The following is a 16,449-nucleotide window of genomic DNA, read 5'->3' as shown; positions in this document are numbered from 1 at the left end:
TTTGAAAGTAACATTAAAAGATTATAAAAATGATGTTAAGCCCGATTGGTGTGCAGGTTGTGGAGACTTCTCGGTACTTGCGGGTATAAATAGAGCGGTAGTAAATTTGGGAATTAAACCTGAGAATGTTGTAATCTCTGCGGGGATTGGATGCTCTGGGAAGATTAGTGGATATACAAAAGCATATGGAGTTCAAGGATTACATGGACGTTCGCTTCCGGTAGCTCAAGGGATAAAACTAGCTAACCAAGATCTAACAGTTTTTGCTATGGGTGGAGATGGAGATGGATATGCCATAGGTATAGGTCACGCTGTTCACGCTATGAAACGTAATGTAAATATGACTTATGTAGTAATGGATAACCAACTTTATGCTTTAACTAAAGGTCAAATGTCACCTAAATCTGATGAAGGTTTGATAACAACTACAACATTAGAGGGTGTAATGGAAAAACCATTATCAGCGATGAAAATTGCCTTATCTTGTGAGGTTACCTTCCTAGCTCAAGCCTTTACAGGTGATATGAAAGAAATGATGCAAATTTTTGAAGAAGCTATCAATCATGATGGATTTTCATTGGTCAATGTATTTAGCCCATGTAAAACATATAACTACAAAAATACACCGGCTTGGTACAAAGAGAATTTGACAAAACTTTCTGATATTGAAGGTTATGACAATACTAATAAATTAGAAGCGTATCGAGTGCTAGAAGAGTACAATGACCTTGTAACAGGTGTAATTTATAAAAACGAGAAGAAACCTCATTACGAAGATATTTTACGTAATTATAAACGAGATGAGCCAATTGCTTACCAAAACTTAGAATTTAGTGAAGAAATGTTTAACGCGTTATGTGATGAGTTCAGATAAGAGGTAAAATATGAAACTTAAAAAGATATTAGTTCCATTAGCAGTAGCTTATGCGGGATATCGTATTTATCAAAAAACAGAAGAACAAGAATTAGACAACGACCATATAGACAGATGTAGAAACAAGCTAATCGCATTAGGATATAGTGTTGTTGATAGTTATACGCTAAATTTAAAAGAAAATTCATATTTAATGTTCTATTTTGAAAATGACAATATTCAGTATGAAGTCCGTTATGATAAAGAAAGTGAAACAATAGAGTATATAAAAGAGGTATAAGAAAATGAGTAAATCAATAGAAAGATTCAGAGAATTAACAATGTTAGATGGTACATCAGGATTTGAAAGTGAGATTTCAAAATATTTAGAAGAAAATCTATCTAAGTACGCTGATGAGATTAAGTTCGACAATCTTGGTGGAATCTATGCTATTAAGAAATCGAAAAAAGAGAACGCTAAAACAGTTATGATAGCTGCTCATATGGATGAAGTAGGATTCATCGTAACTAAGGTATTACCGAATGGTATGCTTAAATTTGAAACACTTGGTGGTTTTAGAGAAGATGTTCTTCTAGCTCAAACTTACACAGTAACTTCGTATGAAGGAAAAAAATTCACTGGAGTAATAGGGTCAATTCCTAAGCACTTCACTGCGGGGGTTGCACAGAATGTGAAAATTAGTGATATGACTATTGATGTAGGTGCAGCTTCAAGAGAAGAAGCATTAGAAATGGGAATTAGAGAAGGTGCGTTCGTTACTCCAAAAACAACTTTTGAACAACTTACTGAAAACAGATTTATGAGTAAAGCTGTTGATAACCGTTATGGTTGTGTAATTATTACGGAAATCTTGGAGCAATTTGCTGATAAGGAGCTAGACTTCAACTTAGTAGCTTGTGCCACTGTTCAAGAAGAGGTAGGTCTACGTGGTGCAACAGTTGCTGCTAATATGATTAAACCTGATGTATGTTTTGTTGTGGACTGTAGTCCGGCAAACGATATGGATGGTAAAGAAACAAGCAATGGTCGCTTAGGAGAAGGATTCTTAGTAAGATTAATAGATAGAACTATGGTACTTCGTGCGAATATGAGAGAAAAAATCGTAGCTCTTGCTGAAGAAAATGGAATAAAATACCAATACTTTACTTCACCAGGTGGAACAGATGCTGGTAATATTCACCAAGCATTAAATGGAGTTCCAACTACTGTAATCGGTATATGCGCTCGTTACATTCACACGCATAACGCAGTATTTGATATTCGAGACTACTATGCTGCTAAAGCAATTCTAGGGAAACTAATTGAAACTATCGATGATAAATTTATTGAAGATGTAAGAAAATAAGATAATACTGTGGATAGAAAATTTTTCTATCCACAGTATTATCTTTTTCGTTTGCTTCTTCTATATTGTTGAGGTTCTTCCTCGTAATAGTTATTGTTATTTTCATATATGGGATCTAAAGGATGAGAATTATTACTATATTGATTTTCTTCGTATTCTTCTTCGTAGTTTTCGTAATATTCATCTTCCATATACTCTTCATGAATAGTGGCGTTTATCTTAACAATAATTCCGAAGAGAATACTGTTAGCTATTAATGAACTACCACCATAACTTATGAATGGCATACTAATACCTATTACTGGAATTATACTTAGTGTAGAAAAAATATTAGTGAAAAATGAGAAGCAAAAGCTACAAATAGTTAGAAGAATAAAATAATAACTATAGTTACCTTGTTCACACTTTTTCATTATGTTGAATAACCTTAGTATAAATAAAAAGAAGATAAATAAAAATATTGATGCTCCTATGAATCCGAAATTTTTTGCTATTATCGAAAAGATGAAATCATTAAACTGCTCGTCAATGTAGTTTTTATTTTTTGCAAACGTACCAGTTAAACCACCTAATTTCACTTCTTTAAGTATTTGTGTAATTTGATAAGAATAATCTAGCTTATATGCTTCTGGGTTTAGCCATGAAAGGATACGATTAAGTTGATAAGATTTCAGACCAACAAAATTAAGTAATCTAGGAAAGTATAGTGCAGCTAGGATAATTATTGTTAATACTGCTATTACAACAGAATATATTCTAAATAATGTTTTTCCTTTGTTACTGACTAAAAAGACTAAACCTAAAAATAAAAAGATAAAAAATAATCCATTTCCTAAGTCGTTTTCTTTTAGAACTAATATAAAAGGTATAGCTATAATTAATGCTAATTTTAAAAGTTTTATAGTGTCAGTATTATCCTTAAAGCTCTTTTCTTTTATTAACATACTTATCATTGCTACTGTGGCTACTTTACTAAACTCTGAGGGTTGTAAGGTGAATAATCCCAAGTTGTACCAACTACGAGCACCATTTACTATCGGAGCAAAGTTAGAAGGAACTAGGAATATTCCCGCCAATAGAATTAAGGTAAATAAATAGAAAAATATAGATAATTTTTCTATGTAGTCAATTGGTATTTTTTGTAATAAGTATATTATTCCTAATCCAAGTGCATAAAAAATAAATTGTTTAAGAAATAACGTAGGTGTTTTATTGTTGTTATATTCAGCTAATATTATAAATAATAAACTAGAAAAGCTAAATATAAAGTAAAAAATTAATATTGATAAATTTGTTTTGTTTTTTATGAAATTTAACATAAGTCAACTCCTTTGATGTAATTATACAATTTAACTAGTTATTCTTTAAAAAAATAGTTTATATGTATACTTACCGTCTATCAAAATATTGCATTTTAAATTTATTTATGTTAGAATAAAAATATAGAAGAGAGAGCCGTTGCAAAGACGGTGACTCTGATTAAAATGTTATTAAAAAATAACCATCTTAACCGGTTCAAAGTTTAAAAGATGGTTATTTTTTATTGTCTTTTTTTAATGTTGAGATACATACTCCAACTATTGTAACAATCAATAGATTGATTCCAATAATCGTTTGTACGATTTCATAAGCAGACAAACTGCTACTCCTTTCTTCAAGATTTCGATACTTATGAGCATAAGCATCAGCCCCTTTCATATTGAAGTAGCCACCATCCTTATTAGAAGATATTACACTCTCTAACTTCTCTCTCCAACTCGATTATATCAAATAAAAATCTAATAATCAATTATCAAAGGAGTTATTCTAAAAAATAGTATGAACACTATAAATTATTCTGTTATCTATTTTTAGTTTTTGTATTTCTTACAATATAACAGATTGAACGAGATTATTAATTGAAAAAGTGATATAATTAATTTTAGATAAAAAAACAACATAATATATGGAGTGTTTTTGATGATAAACAAAGAGGATCTATACAAATTAGATGAATTTTCTCCAGATGGTACATTTACAACCGGAGAAGATATACCAATATATTTAAATATCGGAAAATTAAGAGAATACGTGAAAGAGAATAATATATCCCTAGATGATTTAACAGAAGAAGAAAAATATAAAATAATGAGCACTTTTTGATTTTAGTAGAGTAGGAATAACTATGTTGCTTTTGAAATTGATTAAAAAATAATGTTGTTGTATATAATTATTTCCCAGAGAATGCTGAAGATTATGGAACTATAGAGTTGGACTTGAAATCAAGAGAGGCTAGATTAATTAAACGAGCAGATAAATATAAACAAACAATGTATTTAATGCATGCATATCAAGGATTATTGAGAATGTCAGATGAAAATGATTTTCCAGATACAAGAGTAGTTGCTTGATACTAGAAAACGTAAAAGAGCAAAACCTGGTAAATTTGTTAATAGCCCCAAAATTCAGACAAATTTTGGAGGTCTATTTATTAATGGCTTTAGTCAGTTGAGGAGGCTAAGTCTCTGAAACAAAAAATTACCCGCTATGAGGGTGAAAGCCAGCGCCTTGAGGTGCGTGTTAGTAACAAAGGGTTATACCCGAAGAGAAAGCCACCCCTTTTCAGGGGTGGTCATTATTTTTATATTAAAACGCAGGAGTTGCGTGTCCTTTTGATTTAAGTTCTTTGTTAATGAACTCTTTAACTTTTTCGCTTGCTAATGCCTTTTTAACAGCTACTACTTTTGCATCGTCTTTGTTGTCTTCACGTGCTACAAGTGAGATAGCGAATGTTAAGTCTCCTTCTTTTTCAAGAGCTAGACCATTTTTATCAGGAGTTAATCCTAATTTAGAAATGTAAGTTGGATAGTTAAACACTAAATCTTTTTCATTGTAAGCTTCGTTTAGGTTAAGTAAGCTTACTTTAGTAAATTTAAGGTGTTTTGGATTTTCTTTGATATCCGCTTCTGTTACTGTAAAGCTATTTGGATCTTTAAGAGTAATAACTTTAGCGTGATCTAATAAACGTAAAGCACGAGCTAAGTTAGTTGGATCTGAAGGGATAGCTACATCTGCACCATCTTTAAGATCTTTAATATCTTTAAGAGTTTTAGAGTAGAATGATACAGTCGCGTTGTAGATTGGTTGAACTGCTACAAGGTGCGCACTATTTTTTTGGTTAAACTGTTCCATAAATGGTTTGTGTTGGAAGAAGTTAGCGTCAACTTCTTTATTGTTTAACGCAACGTTAGCTTGAACGTTATCAGAAACTTTAACGATTTCTAAGTTGTAACCGTCTTTTTTAAGATCTTCTTTAATCATTTCTAACATATCTGTCATTGGAGAAGTGTGAGAAGCTACTTTTACAGTAACAGGTTCTTTTTTCTCTTCTTTTTTAGGTTCTGTTTTACTTGAACATGCTGTTAGGATTAATAATAAAGCTGTTAAGCTGGCAATAAATGAAATTATTTTTTTCATTGTTTGTCTCCTGTGAATATATTTTAAATGTATATTTTTTTATTTAGAGGTAAGGTAGTTGATTATATTTAGGTTATAGATTAGTAAAAATTAATATTTTAGAAAGCTACGATTGCTTTTCCGTTGTAATCTTTTTCTAGGAAGTTTCTAATTTTTTCACTAGTTAAAGCTTTTTTCACCGCTTGAACTTTAGCATCGTCTTTGTTGTCTTCACGAGCTACAAGAACACCAGCATAAGTGAAATCACCTTTATCTTCTAATAAAAGTCCGTCTTTCATTGGAGTAAGGTTTAATTTAGCGATGTATGATGGGTAGTTGAAGATTAAATCTTTTTCAGCATATGCATCACTTAAGTTTAAAAGTCCAACCTCAGTAAATTTAAGGTGTTTAGGATTATCTTTGATATCTTTAACAGTTACATTATAGCTGTTAGGGTCATTCAATGTGATTAATCCACCGTGTGCTAATAATCTTAGAGCACGAGCCATATTAGATGCATCAGATGGGATAGCTACATCAGCACCATCTTTAAGATCTTTAATATTTTTAATAGTTTTTGAGTAGAATGCTGGGATAGAGTTATAAACTCTTTGAACAGCTACTAAGTTAGTTTTATTTTTTTCGTTGTATTGTTTCATGAATGGTTCATGTTGGAAGAAGTTAGCATCTATTTCTTTATTAGATAAAGCAACGTTAGCTTGAACGTTATCAGATACTTTTACAATTTCAAGAGTGTATCCTTCTTTTTGTAAATCTTCTTTAATTAATTCTAACATATCAGTCATAGGCGGAACGTGTGCAGCAACTTTAATTGTTTTGTTTTCTTTTTTTTCTTCTTTCTTTTCGCCAGTGTTACTTGAACAAGCAGTTAATACTAGAACAAGCGATAATAAGCTAGCGATAATTGATAATACTTTTTTCATTGGTTTATTTCTCCTTTTTATTTGTATAACGTTTAGCTAATCCATAACCAATTGATTGAATAATAAATACATAAACTATAAAAATTAAAACAATCAGGTACATTAGATTATAATTGTATTCTTGGTATCCATATCTAAAGGCAAATTCACCTAAACCTCCAGCGCCAATCACACCCATTACAGTTGTATAAGCTAATAAACTAATAGTAGTATATGTGAATGATAAGATTAAGTTATCCATTGTTGCTGGTAGTAAGAAATACTTAATAATTTGCACTTTTGTAGCTCCCATACTAATTGCTCTATCAACAATTTTTTTAGGAACGTTAATTAAAGCCTGCTCAACAAAACGTGCATAAATACTTACCCCAACAAGAGTAAGCGGCAAGATTGCTGCAATATTCCCAAAAGATGTTTTAAATAAAAATCTATTTACAGGAATTAGTATGAATACAAAAATTAAAAATGGAACACTACGTAGGGTATTAAGTGCAATGCTAAGGCCTTCATAAACTGCTCTATTTTTCAATAAATAATCACGACTGAAAGAAAAAAGCATAATACCCAGTGGAAGGGAAATAAAAAATACTGTTAACATTGAGTACATCATCATATAGTTTGTTTCCCAAAATGCTTTCATTATACCATCGTAATTGGCTTTAAATAAATCAATCATTTAGTAAAAACTCCTTTACGTAGTTATAGTAATTACTGTCGTAATCATCTTTTGCATTTTTATTAGGTACGACAATATCTTTTATAGTAGAATCATCGATAACTACTACTCTGTCACAAAAGTTCTTAAGTAATGAAAGACTATGTGAAATCATAACAATTGAAATATCAGTTGTAGTTCGCAATTTATTAAGTAGTGCAAAGATTTCTTTTTCACTATTAGTATCTAAAGCAGAACTAATTTCATCACAAAGTAAAACTTCTGGTTCTTGAAGTAGAGCCATAGCAATAGCGACTTTTTGTTGTTCGCCTCCACTTAAACTACCACAAAGACTATTTTTTAGTCTTGTAATATTCATGAATTCAAGAATATCATCTATTTTCTTTTTATCAACTGAAACCTTATTTAGTTTGTATACTAAGCTCAAGTGATAATATACAGTTTTATTATCAATAAGATTTGAGTGTTGGAATATATATGCTAGATTTTTTCTAGTTTTTCTAAGGGTACTTGCATCCATAGATTGTATAGAAGAGTTTTTATAAAGGATATCTCCACTATCATATGAGACAATACCATTAATCATCTTTAAAATTGTACTTTTTCCTGTACCATTTCTACCGATTATTCCAATAACTTCTTTTTTATTAATATCAAACGATATATTTTCAAGTTTGAAGTTAGCATCTTTATATTGTTTTGATACGTTTTTTAATTGAACTATCATAATTTACCTCCAAGGAAAACTATACCACTTTTAGGGAAGAATTTCAAGAAGTTTGTTTTACTTTTTAAAAATTATTCGTTTATATTGATTTACCTTTAATGCTAGGATTTTAATAGGCTGTTATTTAGAAAATGATATTTGTGTTGATACAGTTTCCGAATTAAAGTTTGTATATCGATAAGGAAGAATTTTAAATAGCAAAGATTACTATTATCACAATGATTTTTAATAGTTTTGATATGAAGTTTAAAATAAAATTGTATTAGAATAAGAGGACAGAAGTAAGTGTGAGTGACTCAAAAATCGTAATTTCGGAGAAAAATCGATTTTGTCGAGTCGTCCCCCGTATAGTCTATTAGATATCTAAAAAGCTTTCATAAAGCGAATTTAGATATCAATAAACCACTGTGTCTATGAGTTATAATGCACACTTTTTAAAAATTTAGAACTTTTGGGTCAGCTCAGTTGAATTTCAAAAGAAAAACTATAAAGAATTATTTATCTGAGTATTTGAAAAAATATTTAGAAGATAGAAGTGAGTTTTAAAGTGAAGAATATATGATATCTGAAATGTGAAGATGACTTTTAAACACTAAGTGGTAATATCTATTTTTTATTTAATTAAAAATTCATAGAAAGACATTTGATATGTTATAATATCATATAGAGGTGTTAGTATATGAAGAGAATTTCGTATGAGGAATTTAGTGAAAGATTAAAACATGGAGAAAAAATATTTAATGATTTGATATTTGAGGATATGGATTTAAATAAGTTTAATTTATCGAATTTGGATTTTTCGTCTTCAAATTTTATTAATGTGGATTTTTCTAATGTAGATTTTACAAATAGTATTCTAGAAGATTGTCTTTTAGATGATTGTAATATGGAAAATGCTATTTTTGTTAATTCGAATCTAAAAAAAGCATCGATGAGAAGGGTGAATTTGCAATATGCCAATATTAAGGGAGCTAAGTTGTATGCGGCTGTTTTAGAAGGTGCAAATTTGGAAAATATGATTTTTGATGAAAAAACTGAATATTTTAGTTTGTACTGCCCTGAAAAAGGAGCGTTTATTGCTTATAAAAAAGGACTTAATAATAGAATTATAAAACTTTTAATACCAGGTGATGCTAAGAGAGTATCTTCTACTCGAAATTGCTGTAGATGTGATAAGGTAAAAGTATTAGAAATAAAAAATTTCGATGGTACTAGTTTTTATGAAGAGGCATGGTCAACTGTTGCGGAGGATTTTTGTTATAAACTTGGAGAGTGGGTTTATGCAGGAAATTTTAATGAAGATCGTTGGTATGATTCAACGGGAGGTATTCATTTTTGGATGACAGAAGAAGAGGCGCAAAAATATTAAAATTAGAAATGTAGGAGATAAAGGTGAGAGTAGTTTTACTGTGTAGATATGATGGTAGTAATTACCATGGATTTCAAATACAACCAAATAATAATACAATTCAAGAAGAAATCGAGAAAAGTTTAAAGAAAATTAATAAAAAAGATGTAAGGCTTTATATGAGTGGAAGAACGGATAGTGGGGTACATGCTTACGGTCAAGTATTACACTTTGATACAGAGTTAAATATTCCTAATCCAGCGTGGGTCAAGGCGTTAAATGCTACTATTCCAAAAGATATAAGAATAGTTGGAGCGACGACGGCTTCGGAAGAATTCCATGTTAGGTATAATAGCGTAAAAAAAACATATTATTATAAATTATATATAGGAAGAGAAGTAGATCCGTTTTTATTAAATTATGTAGGAAAACATAGCTTTGATTTCAATTTTGAAAAAGCACAAGAAGCATTGCAATACTTTATAGGTGAACATGATTTTTCGTCGTTCTGCTCGAAAAACTCAAGTGTTGAGGATAAGGTTAGAACGATATATAGTCTTACTATGGAGAAAGATCCGATTAATCCTAATATCGTAAATTTCGAAATAACAGGAAATGGTTTCTTATACAATATGGTTAGGATAATTATAGGAACTATACAAAATGTGGCTGCTGGCAAATATGAAGCGACATATATAAAAGAAATATTAGATAAAAAAGACCGTCAGTATGCAGGACCTAAAGCAGATGCAAGTGGGTTATATCTTAAAGAAGTGGTTTATGACGATGATAAGATAAATGAGTTTATCAATGACAATTTAAATATATATTGTAATAGATAATTTATATAAATATGTGGCAAGTTTTCAAAGAAAGCTACGTTTGATATAAATATATTTAAATAGGTATCTGTGTTTAGATTGAGAAAAATGGAGATATTTGATATAATTAAAGGATATTCTGTAGAAAATTAGGTAATAAAATGATAAAATTTGAAGATGTTTTTTTTCAATATTCTAGTTCTAAAAAGACGGCATTATCAAATATAAATTTAGAAATAAAAGAAGGACGCTGGCTTAGTGTTTTAGGAAAAAATGGAAGTGGAAAATCAACGCTTATGAAGTTGATTTATGGACAAAATTTGGCTACTTCTGGTAAAATTCTGTTTAATGATAAAGAGTATAGTAAAGAGATTTATGATGATATAAAAAATAAAATAGCTATTGTCTTTCAAAATCCTGATAACCAATTCGTAGGTTCTACTGTAGAAGAAGATATTGCATTTGGTCTTGAAAATAGAAATGTTCCTCAAGAAAAAATGGATGAGATAATAGGTAGGGTATTAGAAATTGTCGATATGACCGACTATAGAAAATATGAACCTACATCACTATCAGGCGGACAAAAACAGAGGGTGGCAATAGCATCTTCGCTTGCTTTAAATCCTGAGATTCTAATATTGGATGAAGCCACAAGTATGCTTGATCCCAAAGCTAAAAAATCTATTTTAGAATATATAAAAAAAATTAACAAAGAAAAAGAAATAACTATAATCTCTATTACTCATGATGCCGAAGAGAGCGTTTATTCGGATGATATTATTATATTAGAAGATGGAGAAATAGTCTATAAAGGAGATTATACATCCTTGTATTCCGATACAACAATTTTGGAAAAATATAGTTTGGAAGTACCTTTTATAGAAAGAATAAAAAGAGATCTAAATAATTACCTAAATCAAGAAATATTTGAAATAGAAGAAGATGAGGGGAGTGTAGTGAAGAAAATATGCAAATTAGTTTAAAAAATGTAAGCTATACTTATAATTACAAAACCCCATATGCAAGAGAAGTATTGAAAGATGTTAACTTGGAGATAGAAGAAGGTAGTTATACTGTTATAGTAGGTAAGACAGGTAGTGGGAAATCTACCCTTATAGAGCATATTAATGGTTTATTACTACCTACACACGGAGAAGTGTTGGTGAATAAGGTACTAATAACTAACCCGAAGAGTAAAAAAGAAAAAAGAAACTTAGCTAGAATGTTAAAAACGTTAAGACAGGATGTTGCTGTATTATTCCAGTTTTCTGAGCAACAATTATTCGAAACAAGCGTGTTAAAGGATATTATCTTTGCTCCTTTAAACTATGGGATAGCAGAAGATAAGGCTATTTCGAAAGCGAAAGAATTGATAAAATTAGTAGGACTTGACGAAAGCTACTTAGATAAATCACCTTTTGAATTATCGGGAGGAGAGATGAGGAAAGTGGCCTTATGCGGCGTACTTGCCTTAGAACCAAAAGTACTAATATTAGATGAACCTACAGTAGCACTGGACTATAAGAGTCGTGAAGAAATTATGACTATGGTGAAGAGACTTAAAGAAGAATTCAATATGACGATAGTGCTTGTAACCCACAATATGGATTATGTATTGGAATATGCAGATAAAGTATTTATTTTAAAAAATGGACAAGTTAGTTTCGAAGGAGAAGTAGAAGAACTTTTTAGTAATGAGGAAATTCTCAAAGATAATTCATTGGAATTACCAGAACTGTTGAAATTCTATAATAAGTTACAAGAAAGTAATATTATACTGGATGTATTTCCTAGAAAATATGAAGATTTAGTTAATGCTTTAAAAAATAAGATAGGAAGTAGTAAAAATGAATAATTCGTTAATAAGTAAGTATATTCCATTAAATACTATTATTCATAATCTAGATCCACGAACAAAAATATTCTTTGTAATTTGGTATTTAGTAGATGTTTTTATCGCATATAATGTAATAGAATTTTCTATCTTATTCTTAGTGTTGGTGGCGATAGTTATATTATCTAAGACAACTCCAGCATTTTTAATGAGTAGTGTTAAAGCTATTAGTATACTAATCGTATTTACTTCGCTTATTCATCTTGTTTTTAATAAAAAAGGTGAAGTATTATTAGAAGTATTAGGTTGGAAGATTTATAGTGGTGCACTTTTGGGAATTGTATTGATTACAGTAAGATTTATTCTGGTTGTTGCGATAATGGTTGTCTTTATGGCTACTACTTCGCCCACAGAGATAACGAGTGCTATAGAGAAGAGTCTTGGTTTTCTAGAAAAGATAGGGGTACCAATTTCAACTTTTGCTCTAGTATTATCAATTTCACTTAGATTTATTCCAACTATATTAGAAGAAACTAATAGAATAATAAATGCACAGGTTTCACGTGGCTCGGATTTTAATGAGGGTAATTTAATACAAAAAATTAAAAAATTTATTCCTATACTGATACCATTATTTATAGCTACTTTGAAGAGGGCTGATGAACTTGCTACAGCGATGGAAGTAAGAGGATACTCTACAACTGGAGTAAGAAGTAAATATAAAGTATTAAAATACAGTAAGTTAGATTATTTAAGTTATATATTAATACTAGCTATTACAATATTTATAATGATAGCATAGTGTAAAATTTTAGAAAGGAGATAGGATGGAAACAGAGATAATTAATATTTCAAAAAGTAAAGATAAAAAAGAAATATACAGAAAATTAACTACATACTATAAAGATGGGAAACTTGTTGCTATACCGACTGAGACTGTCTATGGACTTAGTGCTAATGCAATGGATGACAAAGCTGTTTGTAAGATATATGAGGCCAAAGGTCGCCCGAGTGATAATCCACTAATTGTTCATTTTTATGAAATGAGTCAATTGGATAATATTGTCGATTATAGTGATGAAAACGTAAAAAAACTTATAGATAAGTTTTGGCCAGGACCTATGACTTTGATTTTAAATGCCAAGGAAAATAATGGTATTTCAAAAAAAGTTACGGCTGGATTAAATACGTTAGCTGTTAGAATGCCTTCTAATATCACTGCTCGAGAAGTATTAAAGGAAACTGGAGTTTTATTAGCAGCACCAAGTGCTAATACAAGTGGGAAACCATCTCCAACAAAATTTGAACATGTATATCATGATCTGAATGGAAAGATAGATGTAATAATTGAAGATGAACAGTCTGACATTGGATTAGAGAGTACAGTTGTAGATTGTACAAGATATCCATTTGTTATTGCGCGCCCGGGGGATATTACAAAAGAAGATATGGAGGGTGCATTAGGAGAAGATAGTGTAAAATATAATGATGAGATACTTTCAAAAGATGCAACACCTATAGCGCCAGGAATGAAATATAGACATTATTCTCCAGAAGCGGAATTAGTATTGTTTAATGATTCGTTTGAAAAATTAATAGATATTTTAAGAGAAAGAGATAGAAAAACAGGTTTTATTACATATAAAGAAATGGAATCTAGAGTTAATGATTTAAATGTTTCTATAAAATATTTAGCAGATAATGAGAAAAGTGTTGAACAATCTAATAAAAATTTATATAATATTCTAAGGGAGTTTGATGAAGAAATGGTAGAAGAGATTTTTATACTACCAATCGAAGAAACGAAAGAGAATAAAGCTTTGTTGAATAGACTTAATAAAGCTATAAGTAAAAAATAAAATAGGAGATTTGTGATGAAAAAGTTATATGTAGTTATACCTTGTTACAATGAAGAAGAGGTATTAAATGAGACTGCAAAAAGATTAGAAGTTAAAATGAATTCCATGATAGAAGAAGATTTAATTTCAAAAGATAGCCGTGTTGTTTTAGTGAATGATGGTTCAAAAGATAGAACATGGAAAATGATAGAAGAACTTCATGAAAAAAATCCATTATTCAGTGGTATTAACTTAAGTAGAAATAGAGGACACCAAAATGCACTTTTAGCAGGACTTATGACTGTTAAAGATCACTGTGATGTAAGTATTTCTATGGATGCTGATTTACAAGATGATATTAATGCTATGGATGAAATGATGAAGAAATATCTAGATGGTGCTGATGTAGTTTATGGTGTTCGTTCAGCAAGAACTACGGATACATTCTTTAAACGTTTCACAGCAGAAGGTTTCTATAAAGTAATGGAAAAATTAGGTGCTAATACAGTATTTAACCATGCTGATTATCGTTTAATGAGTAAACGTGCGTTAGAGGGATTAGCTCAATTCAAAGAGGTAAATTTATTCTTACGTGGCATCGTTCCTATGATAGGTTATCCAAGTGATATTGTTACATACGAACGCGCAGAAAGATTCGCTGGTGAAAGTAAGTATCCATTGTCTAAGATGTTGGCATTTGCTTTTGAAGGAATTACTTCTTTATCTGTAAAATTAATTAGATTTATTACTATAGGTGGAGCATTAATGATATTTATTGCTGCGATAGTATTTTTCTACACATTGTATAGTTATTTTGCAGGATTCGCAAGACCAGGATGGTCAAGTTTAATGATATCAATGTGGTTTATCGGTGGAATGATTATGATTTCACTAGGTATTGTGGGTGAATACGTTGGTAAGATTTACTTAGAAACAAAAGGACGCCCAAGATTTATTGTTGAGAAATTCTTAAACGAAGAGAAAAACGAAGAGGAATAATCGACAATGAATAAGGAAATATTAAATAAATTTTCTAACTTTTTAGTAAAAGTTATAGCTGTAATTTTTATGCTGCTTATGGGAATAAACTCTTTATTAGTATTAACAAAAACAGCAGTATTTCCGAAAGATTATCAAGAAACTTTATATTATGAAAATGTTAGTGCTATACTAAATATTATGTTCCTTATAATATTTAGTATAGTTATCTTAATATTAGCAAAGTATTTAAAGAAAATAATAAGTGTTCAAAGATTAGTATTAATAGTGATGATTTATGCTTTTATTATTAGTATCTTGTTTGCTGTATTGAGACGTGACTATGTTCAGTTTGATCCGTTTAACGTAATAGATCAAGCTAATAATTTTATAAGAGAAAATTACAGTGGACTTGATAAAGGAAATAATTATTTATACATATATTCACATCAAATTACAACAGTATTTCTTTTTCAGATAATACTGTCATTATTCGGTAGAGCAACATTTATTTTATATATAATGCAAAGTTTCTCAATAAGTTATATTATTCTTATGCTATATAAAATATCTAATATAATGTTTGATGATGAAGACACAAATTATATCGTTGTAATTCTTAGTGGACTATGCTTTCCATTGATATTCTATGTTGCATTTGTTTACGGATTATTGCCGGGTATGTTTTTAACATTACTTGCTTACTATTACTTTATAAAATATACTAAACATAAGAAGTGGTATATGCTGGTAATAAGTGCTGTTAGTATTAATGTTGCAATGCTATTTATAGGTAATAATTTAATACATATGTTAGCGATGTTTTCAGCTGCAGTTATTTATTTTATTAGAGTTAGAGATAAAAAAGTTATAGCCTTCATAATTAGTTGTCTATTTATAATGAGTGCTTCTAAGAGTTTAATCTATAATTATTATGAAGTGAAAAGTCAAAAGACAATTGCTGATGGTGTTCCAAAAATCACATGGATAGCCATGGGAATGCAAGAAGGAGATCGTGAAGCTGGTTGGTGGAATAGATTTAACTACGATATTATGCCAGAAGAAGACTATGATGCGAAGCGTATAACTGAGATTTCAAAAGATTCTATAAAGCAAAGATTAGATGTATTTAAGAAAAATCCTAGATATGCTGTAGATTTTTATCAAAGAAAGTATGAAAATCAGTTTATAGAACCGACATTCCAAAGTTTATTGGTAACTGCACCACAAAGGAATTTTGATAATGAAACTAAGTTAGAAAAAGTAAAAGACTTTTTTATAAAACAAATTTACTTTGATGGAACTCATCAGATAATTACTTTTATTATGAAGGTATTTCAAGTATTCGTTTACGTATTTTCTGTAGCATTTTCAGTAAATGCTTATAAGAAGAGAAAAGAAATATTAACGATAATTCCAGTTGCTTTTATTGGTGGAACGTTATTCCATATGATATGGGAAGCGAAGAGTAGATATGTATTCCCGTATTTTGTATTTTTAATTCCACTTGCAGCGTATGGATTAATAATTGTAAGAAATAAAATAACTGAGTATAGAAAAAATAAAGAGGAAGAAAATGAAAAAGGTAATATATAAAGCTTTTATCATAACGTTATTAGGATTAACAG

19 protein-coding genes are annotated in these 16,449 nt (G+C 29.8%); 13 read left to right on the top strand and 6 right to left on the bottom strand.

Features of this window, described 5'->3' with window-relative positions; translation table 11 throughout:
* The first annotated feature begins 1 nt into the window (after nt 1).
* Genes RWS90_RS03725 through RWS90_RS03715 form a run of 3 tightly spaced genes read left to right on the top strand, consistent with a single transcriptional unit; the run spans nt 2 to nt 2,220 of the window.
* On the top strand, nt 2-874 hold the full coding sequence (locus RWS90_RS03725) for a 2-oxoacid:ferredoxin oxidoreductase subunit beta (protein ID WP_314548749.1): 873 nt from the start codon (nt 2-4) through the stop codon (nt 872-874).
* Between the two features lie 10 nt (nt 875-884).
* On the top strand, nt 885-1,154 hold the full coding sequence (locus RWS90_RS03720; protein WP_314548747.1) for a hypothetical protein: 270 nt from the start codon (nt 885-887) through the stop codon (nt 1,152-1,154).
* 4 nt (nt 1,155-1,158) lie between these two features.
* Entirely contained in the window at nt 1,159-2,220 is a 1,062-nt protein-coding gene (locus RWS90_RS03715; protein WP_314548745.1) for a M42 family metallopeptidase, read from the top strand.
* 38 nt (nt 2,221-2,258) lie between these two features.
* Here the strand turns inward: RWS90_RS03715 and RWS90_RS03710 are convergent, their stop codons facing one another.
* Both RWS90_RS03710 and RWS90_RS03705 read right to left on the bottom strand, forming a co-directional pair.
* Nucleotides 2,259-3,539, bottom strand: a complete 1,281-nt coding sequence (locus tag RWS90_RS03710; protein WP_314548743.1) for an FtsW/RodA/SpoVE family cell cycle protein — start codon at nt 3,537-3,539, stop codon at nt 2,259-2,261.
* 214 nt (nt 3,540-3,753) lie between these two features.
* Nucleotides 3,754-3,918 carry a putative holin-like toxin gene (locus RWS90_RS03705; RefSeq protein WP_314548741.1) on the bottom strand — a complete coding sequence of 55 codons (165 nt, stop codon included), beginning with the start codon at nt 3,916-3,918 and terminating at the stop codon, nt 3,754-3,756.
* Between the two features lie 261 nt (nt 3,919-4,179).
* Here RWS90_RS03705 and RWS90_RS03700 point away from each other — a divergent pair, with 261 nt between their 5' ends.
* Together RWS90_RS03700 and RWS90_RS03695 are read left to right on the top strand one after the other, a co-directional pair.
* Complete coding sequence (locus tag RWS90_RS03700; RefSeq protein ID WP_314548739.1) at nt 4,180-4,362, top strand: hypothetical protein; 183 nt, start codon at nt 4,180-4,182, stop codon at nt 4,360-4,362.
* A 113-nt stretch (nt 4,363-4,475) separates the two neighbouring features.
* Nucleotides 4,476-4,610, top strand: coding sequence for a hypothetical protein (locus tag RWS90_RS03695; RefSeq protein ID WP_314548737.1), 135 nt, complete (start codon nt 4,476-4,478; stop codon nt 4,608-4,610).
* A gap of 235 nt (nt 4,611-4,845) precedes the next feature.
* Here the strand turns inward: RWS90_RS03695 and RWS90_RS03690 are convergent, their stop codons facing one another.
* The 4 genes from RWS90_RS03690 to RWS90_RS03675 form a co-directional block, all read right to left on the bottom strand.
* Nucleotides 4,846-5,676, bottom strand: a complete 831-nt coding sequence (locus RWS90_RS03690; protein WP_314548736.1) for a MetQ/NlpA family ABC transporter substrate-binding protein — start codon at nt 5,674-5,676, stop codon at nt 4,846-4,848.
* A 98-nt stretch (nt 5,677-5,774) separates the two neighbouring features.
* Nucleotides 5,775-6,599 (bottom strand): MetQ/NlpA family ABC transporter substrate-binding protein, encoded by an 825-nt coding sequence (locus tag RWS90_RS03685; protein WP_314548735.1) that lies wholly within the window; start codon nt 6,597-6,599, stop codon nt 5,775-5,777.
* Between the two features lie 4 nt (nt 6,600-6,603).
* Entirely contained in the window at nt 6,604-7,275 is a 672-nt protein-coding gene (locus tag RWS90_RS03680; protein ID WP_314548734.1) for a methionine ABC transporter permease, read from the bottom strand.
* Nucleotides 7,268-8,002 carry an ATP-binding cassette domain-containing protein gene (locus tag RWS90_RS03675; protein ID WP_314086986.1) on the bottom strand — a complete coding sequence of 245 codons (735 nt, stop codon included), beginning with the start codon at nt 8,000-8,002 and terminating at the stop codon, nt 7,268-7,270. The genes RWS90_RS03680 and RWS90_RS03675 overlap by 8 nt, the downstream gene beginning before the upstream one ends.
* A gap of 679 nt (nt 8,003-8,681) precedes the next feature.
* On the opposite strand from RWS90_RS03675, the gene RWS90_RS03670 reads away from it, so the two are divergent.
* The 8 genes from RWS90_RS03670 to RWS90_RS03635 all read left to right on the top strand — a co-directional run bounded on the left by RWS90_RS03670 (nt 8,682) and on the right by RWS90_RS03635 (nt 16,417).
* Complete coding sequence (locus RWS90_RS03670; protein WP_314548732.1) at nt 8,682-9,371, top strand: pentapeptide repeat-containing protein; 690 nt, start codon at nt 8,682-8,684, stop codon at nt 9,369-9,371.
* 23 nt (nt 9,372-9,394) lie between these two features.
* Nucleotides 9,395-10,192: a tRNA pseudouridine(38-40) synthase TruA gene (gene truA / locus RWS90_RS03665; protein WP_314548730.1), complete on the top strand. Its 798-nt coding sequence runs from the start codon at nt 9,395-9,397 to the stop codon at nt 10,190-10,192.
* A gap of 140 nt (nt 10,193-10,332) precedes the next feature.
* A complete protein-coding gene (locus tag RWS90_RS03660) occupies nt 10,333-11,154 on the top strand; it encodes an energy-coupling factor transporter ATPase (RefSeq protein ID WP_314548728.1) in 822 nt (273 codons plus the stop codon).
* A complete protein-coding gene (locus RWS90_RS03655) occupies nt 11,139-12,026 on the top strand; it encodes an energy-coupling factor transporter ATPase (protein WP_314548726.1) in 888 nt (295 codons plus the stop codon). The genes RWS90_RS03660 and RWS90_RS03655 overlap by 16 nt, the downstream gene beginning before the upstream one ends.
* Nucleotides 12,019-12,807 (top strand): energy-coupling factor transporter transmembrane component T, encoded by a 789-nt coding sequence (locus RWS90_RS03650; protein ID WP_314548724.1) that lies wholly within the window; start codon nt 12,019-12,021, stop codon nt 12,805-12,807. The genes RWS90_RS03655 and RWS90_RS03650 overlap by 8 nt, the downstream gene beginning before the upstream one ends.
* Nucleotides 12,808-12,832: 25 nt before the next feature.
* A complete protein-coding gene (locus RWS90_RS03645; RefSeq protein ID WP_314548722.1) occupies nt 12,833-13,864 on the top strand; it encodes an L-threonylcarbamoyladenylate synthase in 1,032 nt (343 codons plus the stop codon).
* 15 nt (nt 13,865-13,879) lie between these two features.
* Nucleotides 13,880-14,842, top strand: coding sequence for a glycosyltransferase family 2 protein (locus RWS90_RS03640; protein WP_314548719.1), 963 nt, complete (start codon nt 13,880-13,882; stop codon nt 14,840-14,842).
* Nucleotides 14,843-14,848: 6 nt separating this feature from the next.
* A complete protein-coding gene (locus RWS90_RS03635; RefSeq protein WP_314548716.1) occupies nt 14,849-16,417 on the top strand; it encodes a hypothetical protein in 1,569 nt (522 codons plus the stop codon).
* Nucleotides 16,418-16,449 lie beyond the last annotated feature (32 nt).

The sequence above is a fragment of the uncultured Gemella sp. genome, from assembly GCF_963529685.1.
GTDB lineage: Bacteria > Bacillota > Bacilli > Staphylococcales > Gemellaceae > Gemella.
Note: the sequence above shows the minus strand (reverse complement) of the source record. Positions and strands in the feature narration are given on the sequence as shown.

What these genes read in the sequence shown, in the direction of transcription:
- RWS90_RS03660 (WP_314548728.1), top strand. Translation starts at nt 10,333, where the DNA reads ATGATAAAATTTGAAGATGTTTTTTTTCAATATTCTAGTTCTAAAAAG.
- RWS90_RS03675 (WP_314086986.1), bottom strand. Translation starts at nt 8,002, where the DNA reads ATGATAGTTCAATTAAAAAACGTATCAAAACAATATAAAGATGCTAAC.
- RWS90_RS03670 (WP_314548732.1), top strand. Translation starts at nt 8,682, where the DNA reads ATGAAGAGAATTTCGTATGAGGAATTTAGTGAAAGATTAAAACATGGA.
- RWS90_RS03705 (WP_314548741.1), bottom strand. Translation starts at nt 3,918, where the DNA reads ATGAAAGGGGCTGATGCTTATGCTCATAAGTATCGAAATCTTGAAGAA.
- RWS90_RS03650 (WP_314548724.1), top strand. Translation starts at nt 12,019, where the DNA reads ATGAATAATTCGTTAATAAGTAAGTATATTCCATTAAATACTATTATT.
- RWS90_RS03690 (WP_314548736.1), bottom strand. Translation starts at nt 5,676, where the DNA reads ATGAAAAAAATAATTTCATTTATTGCCAGCTTAACAGCTTTATTATTA.
- RWS90_RS03710 (WP_314548743.1), bottom strand. Translation starts at nt 3,539, where the DNA reads ATGTTAAATTTCATAAAAAACAAAACAAATTTATCAATATTAATTTTT.
- RWS90_RS03640 (WP_314548719.1), top strand. Translation starts at nt 13,880, where the DNA reads ATGAAAAAGTTATATGTAGTTATACCTTGTTACAATGAAGAAGAGGTA.
- RWS90_RS03655 (WP_314548726.1), top strand. Translation starts at nt 11,139, where the DNA reads ATGCAAATTAGTTTAAAAAATGTAAGCTATACTTATAATTACAAAACC.
- RWS90_RS03645 (WP_314548722.1), top strand. Translation starts at nt 12,833, where the DNA reads ATGGAAACAGAGATAATTAATATTTCAAAAAGTAAAGATAAAAAAGAA.
- RWS90_RS03680 (WP_314548734.1), bottom strand. Translation starts at nt 7,275, where the DNA reads ATGATTGATTTATTTAAAGCCAATTACGATGGTATAATGAAAGCATTT.
- RWS90_RS03685 (WP_314548735.1), bottom strand. Translation starts at nt 6,599, where the DNA reads ATGAAAAAAGTATTATCAATTATCGCTAGCTTATTATCGCTTGTTCTA.
- RWS90_RS03715 (WP_314548745.1), top strand. Translation starts at nt 1,159, where the DNA reads ATGAGTAAATCAATAGAAAGATTCAGAGAATTAACAATGTTAGATGGT.
- RWS90_RS03635 (WP_314548716.1), top strand. Translation starts at nt 14,849, where the DNA reads ATGAATAAGGAAATATTAAATAAATTTTCTAACTTTTTAGTAAAAGTT.
- RWS90_RS03720 (WP_314548747.1), top strand. Translation starts at nt 885, where the DNA reads ATGAAACTTAAAAAGATATTAGTTCCATTAGCAGTAGCTTATGCGGGA.
- RWS90_RS03700 (WP_314548739.1), top strand. Translation starts at nt 4,180, where the DNA reads ATGATAAACAAAGAGGATCTATACAAATTAGATGAATTTTCTCCAGAT.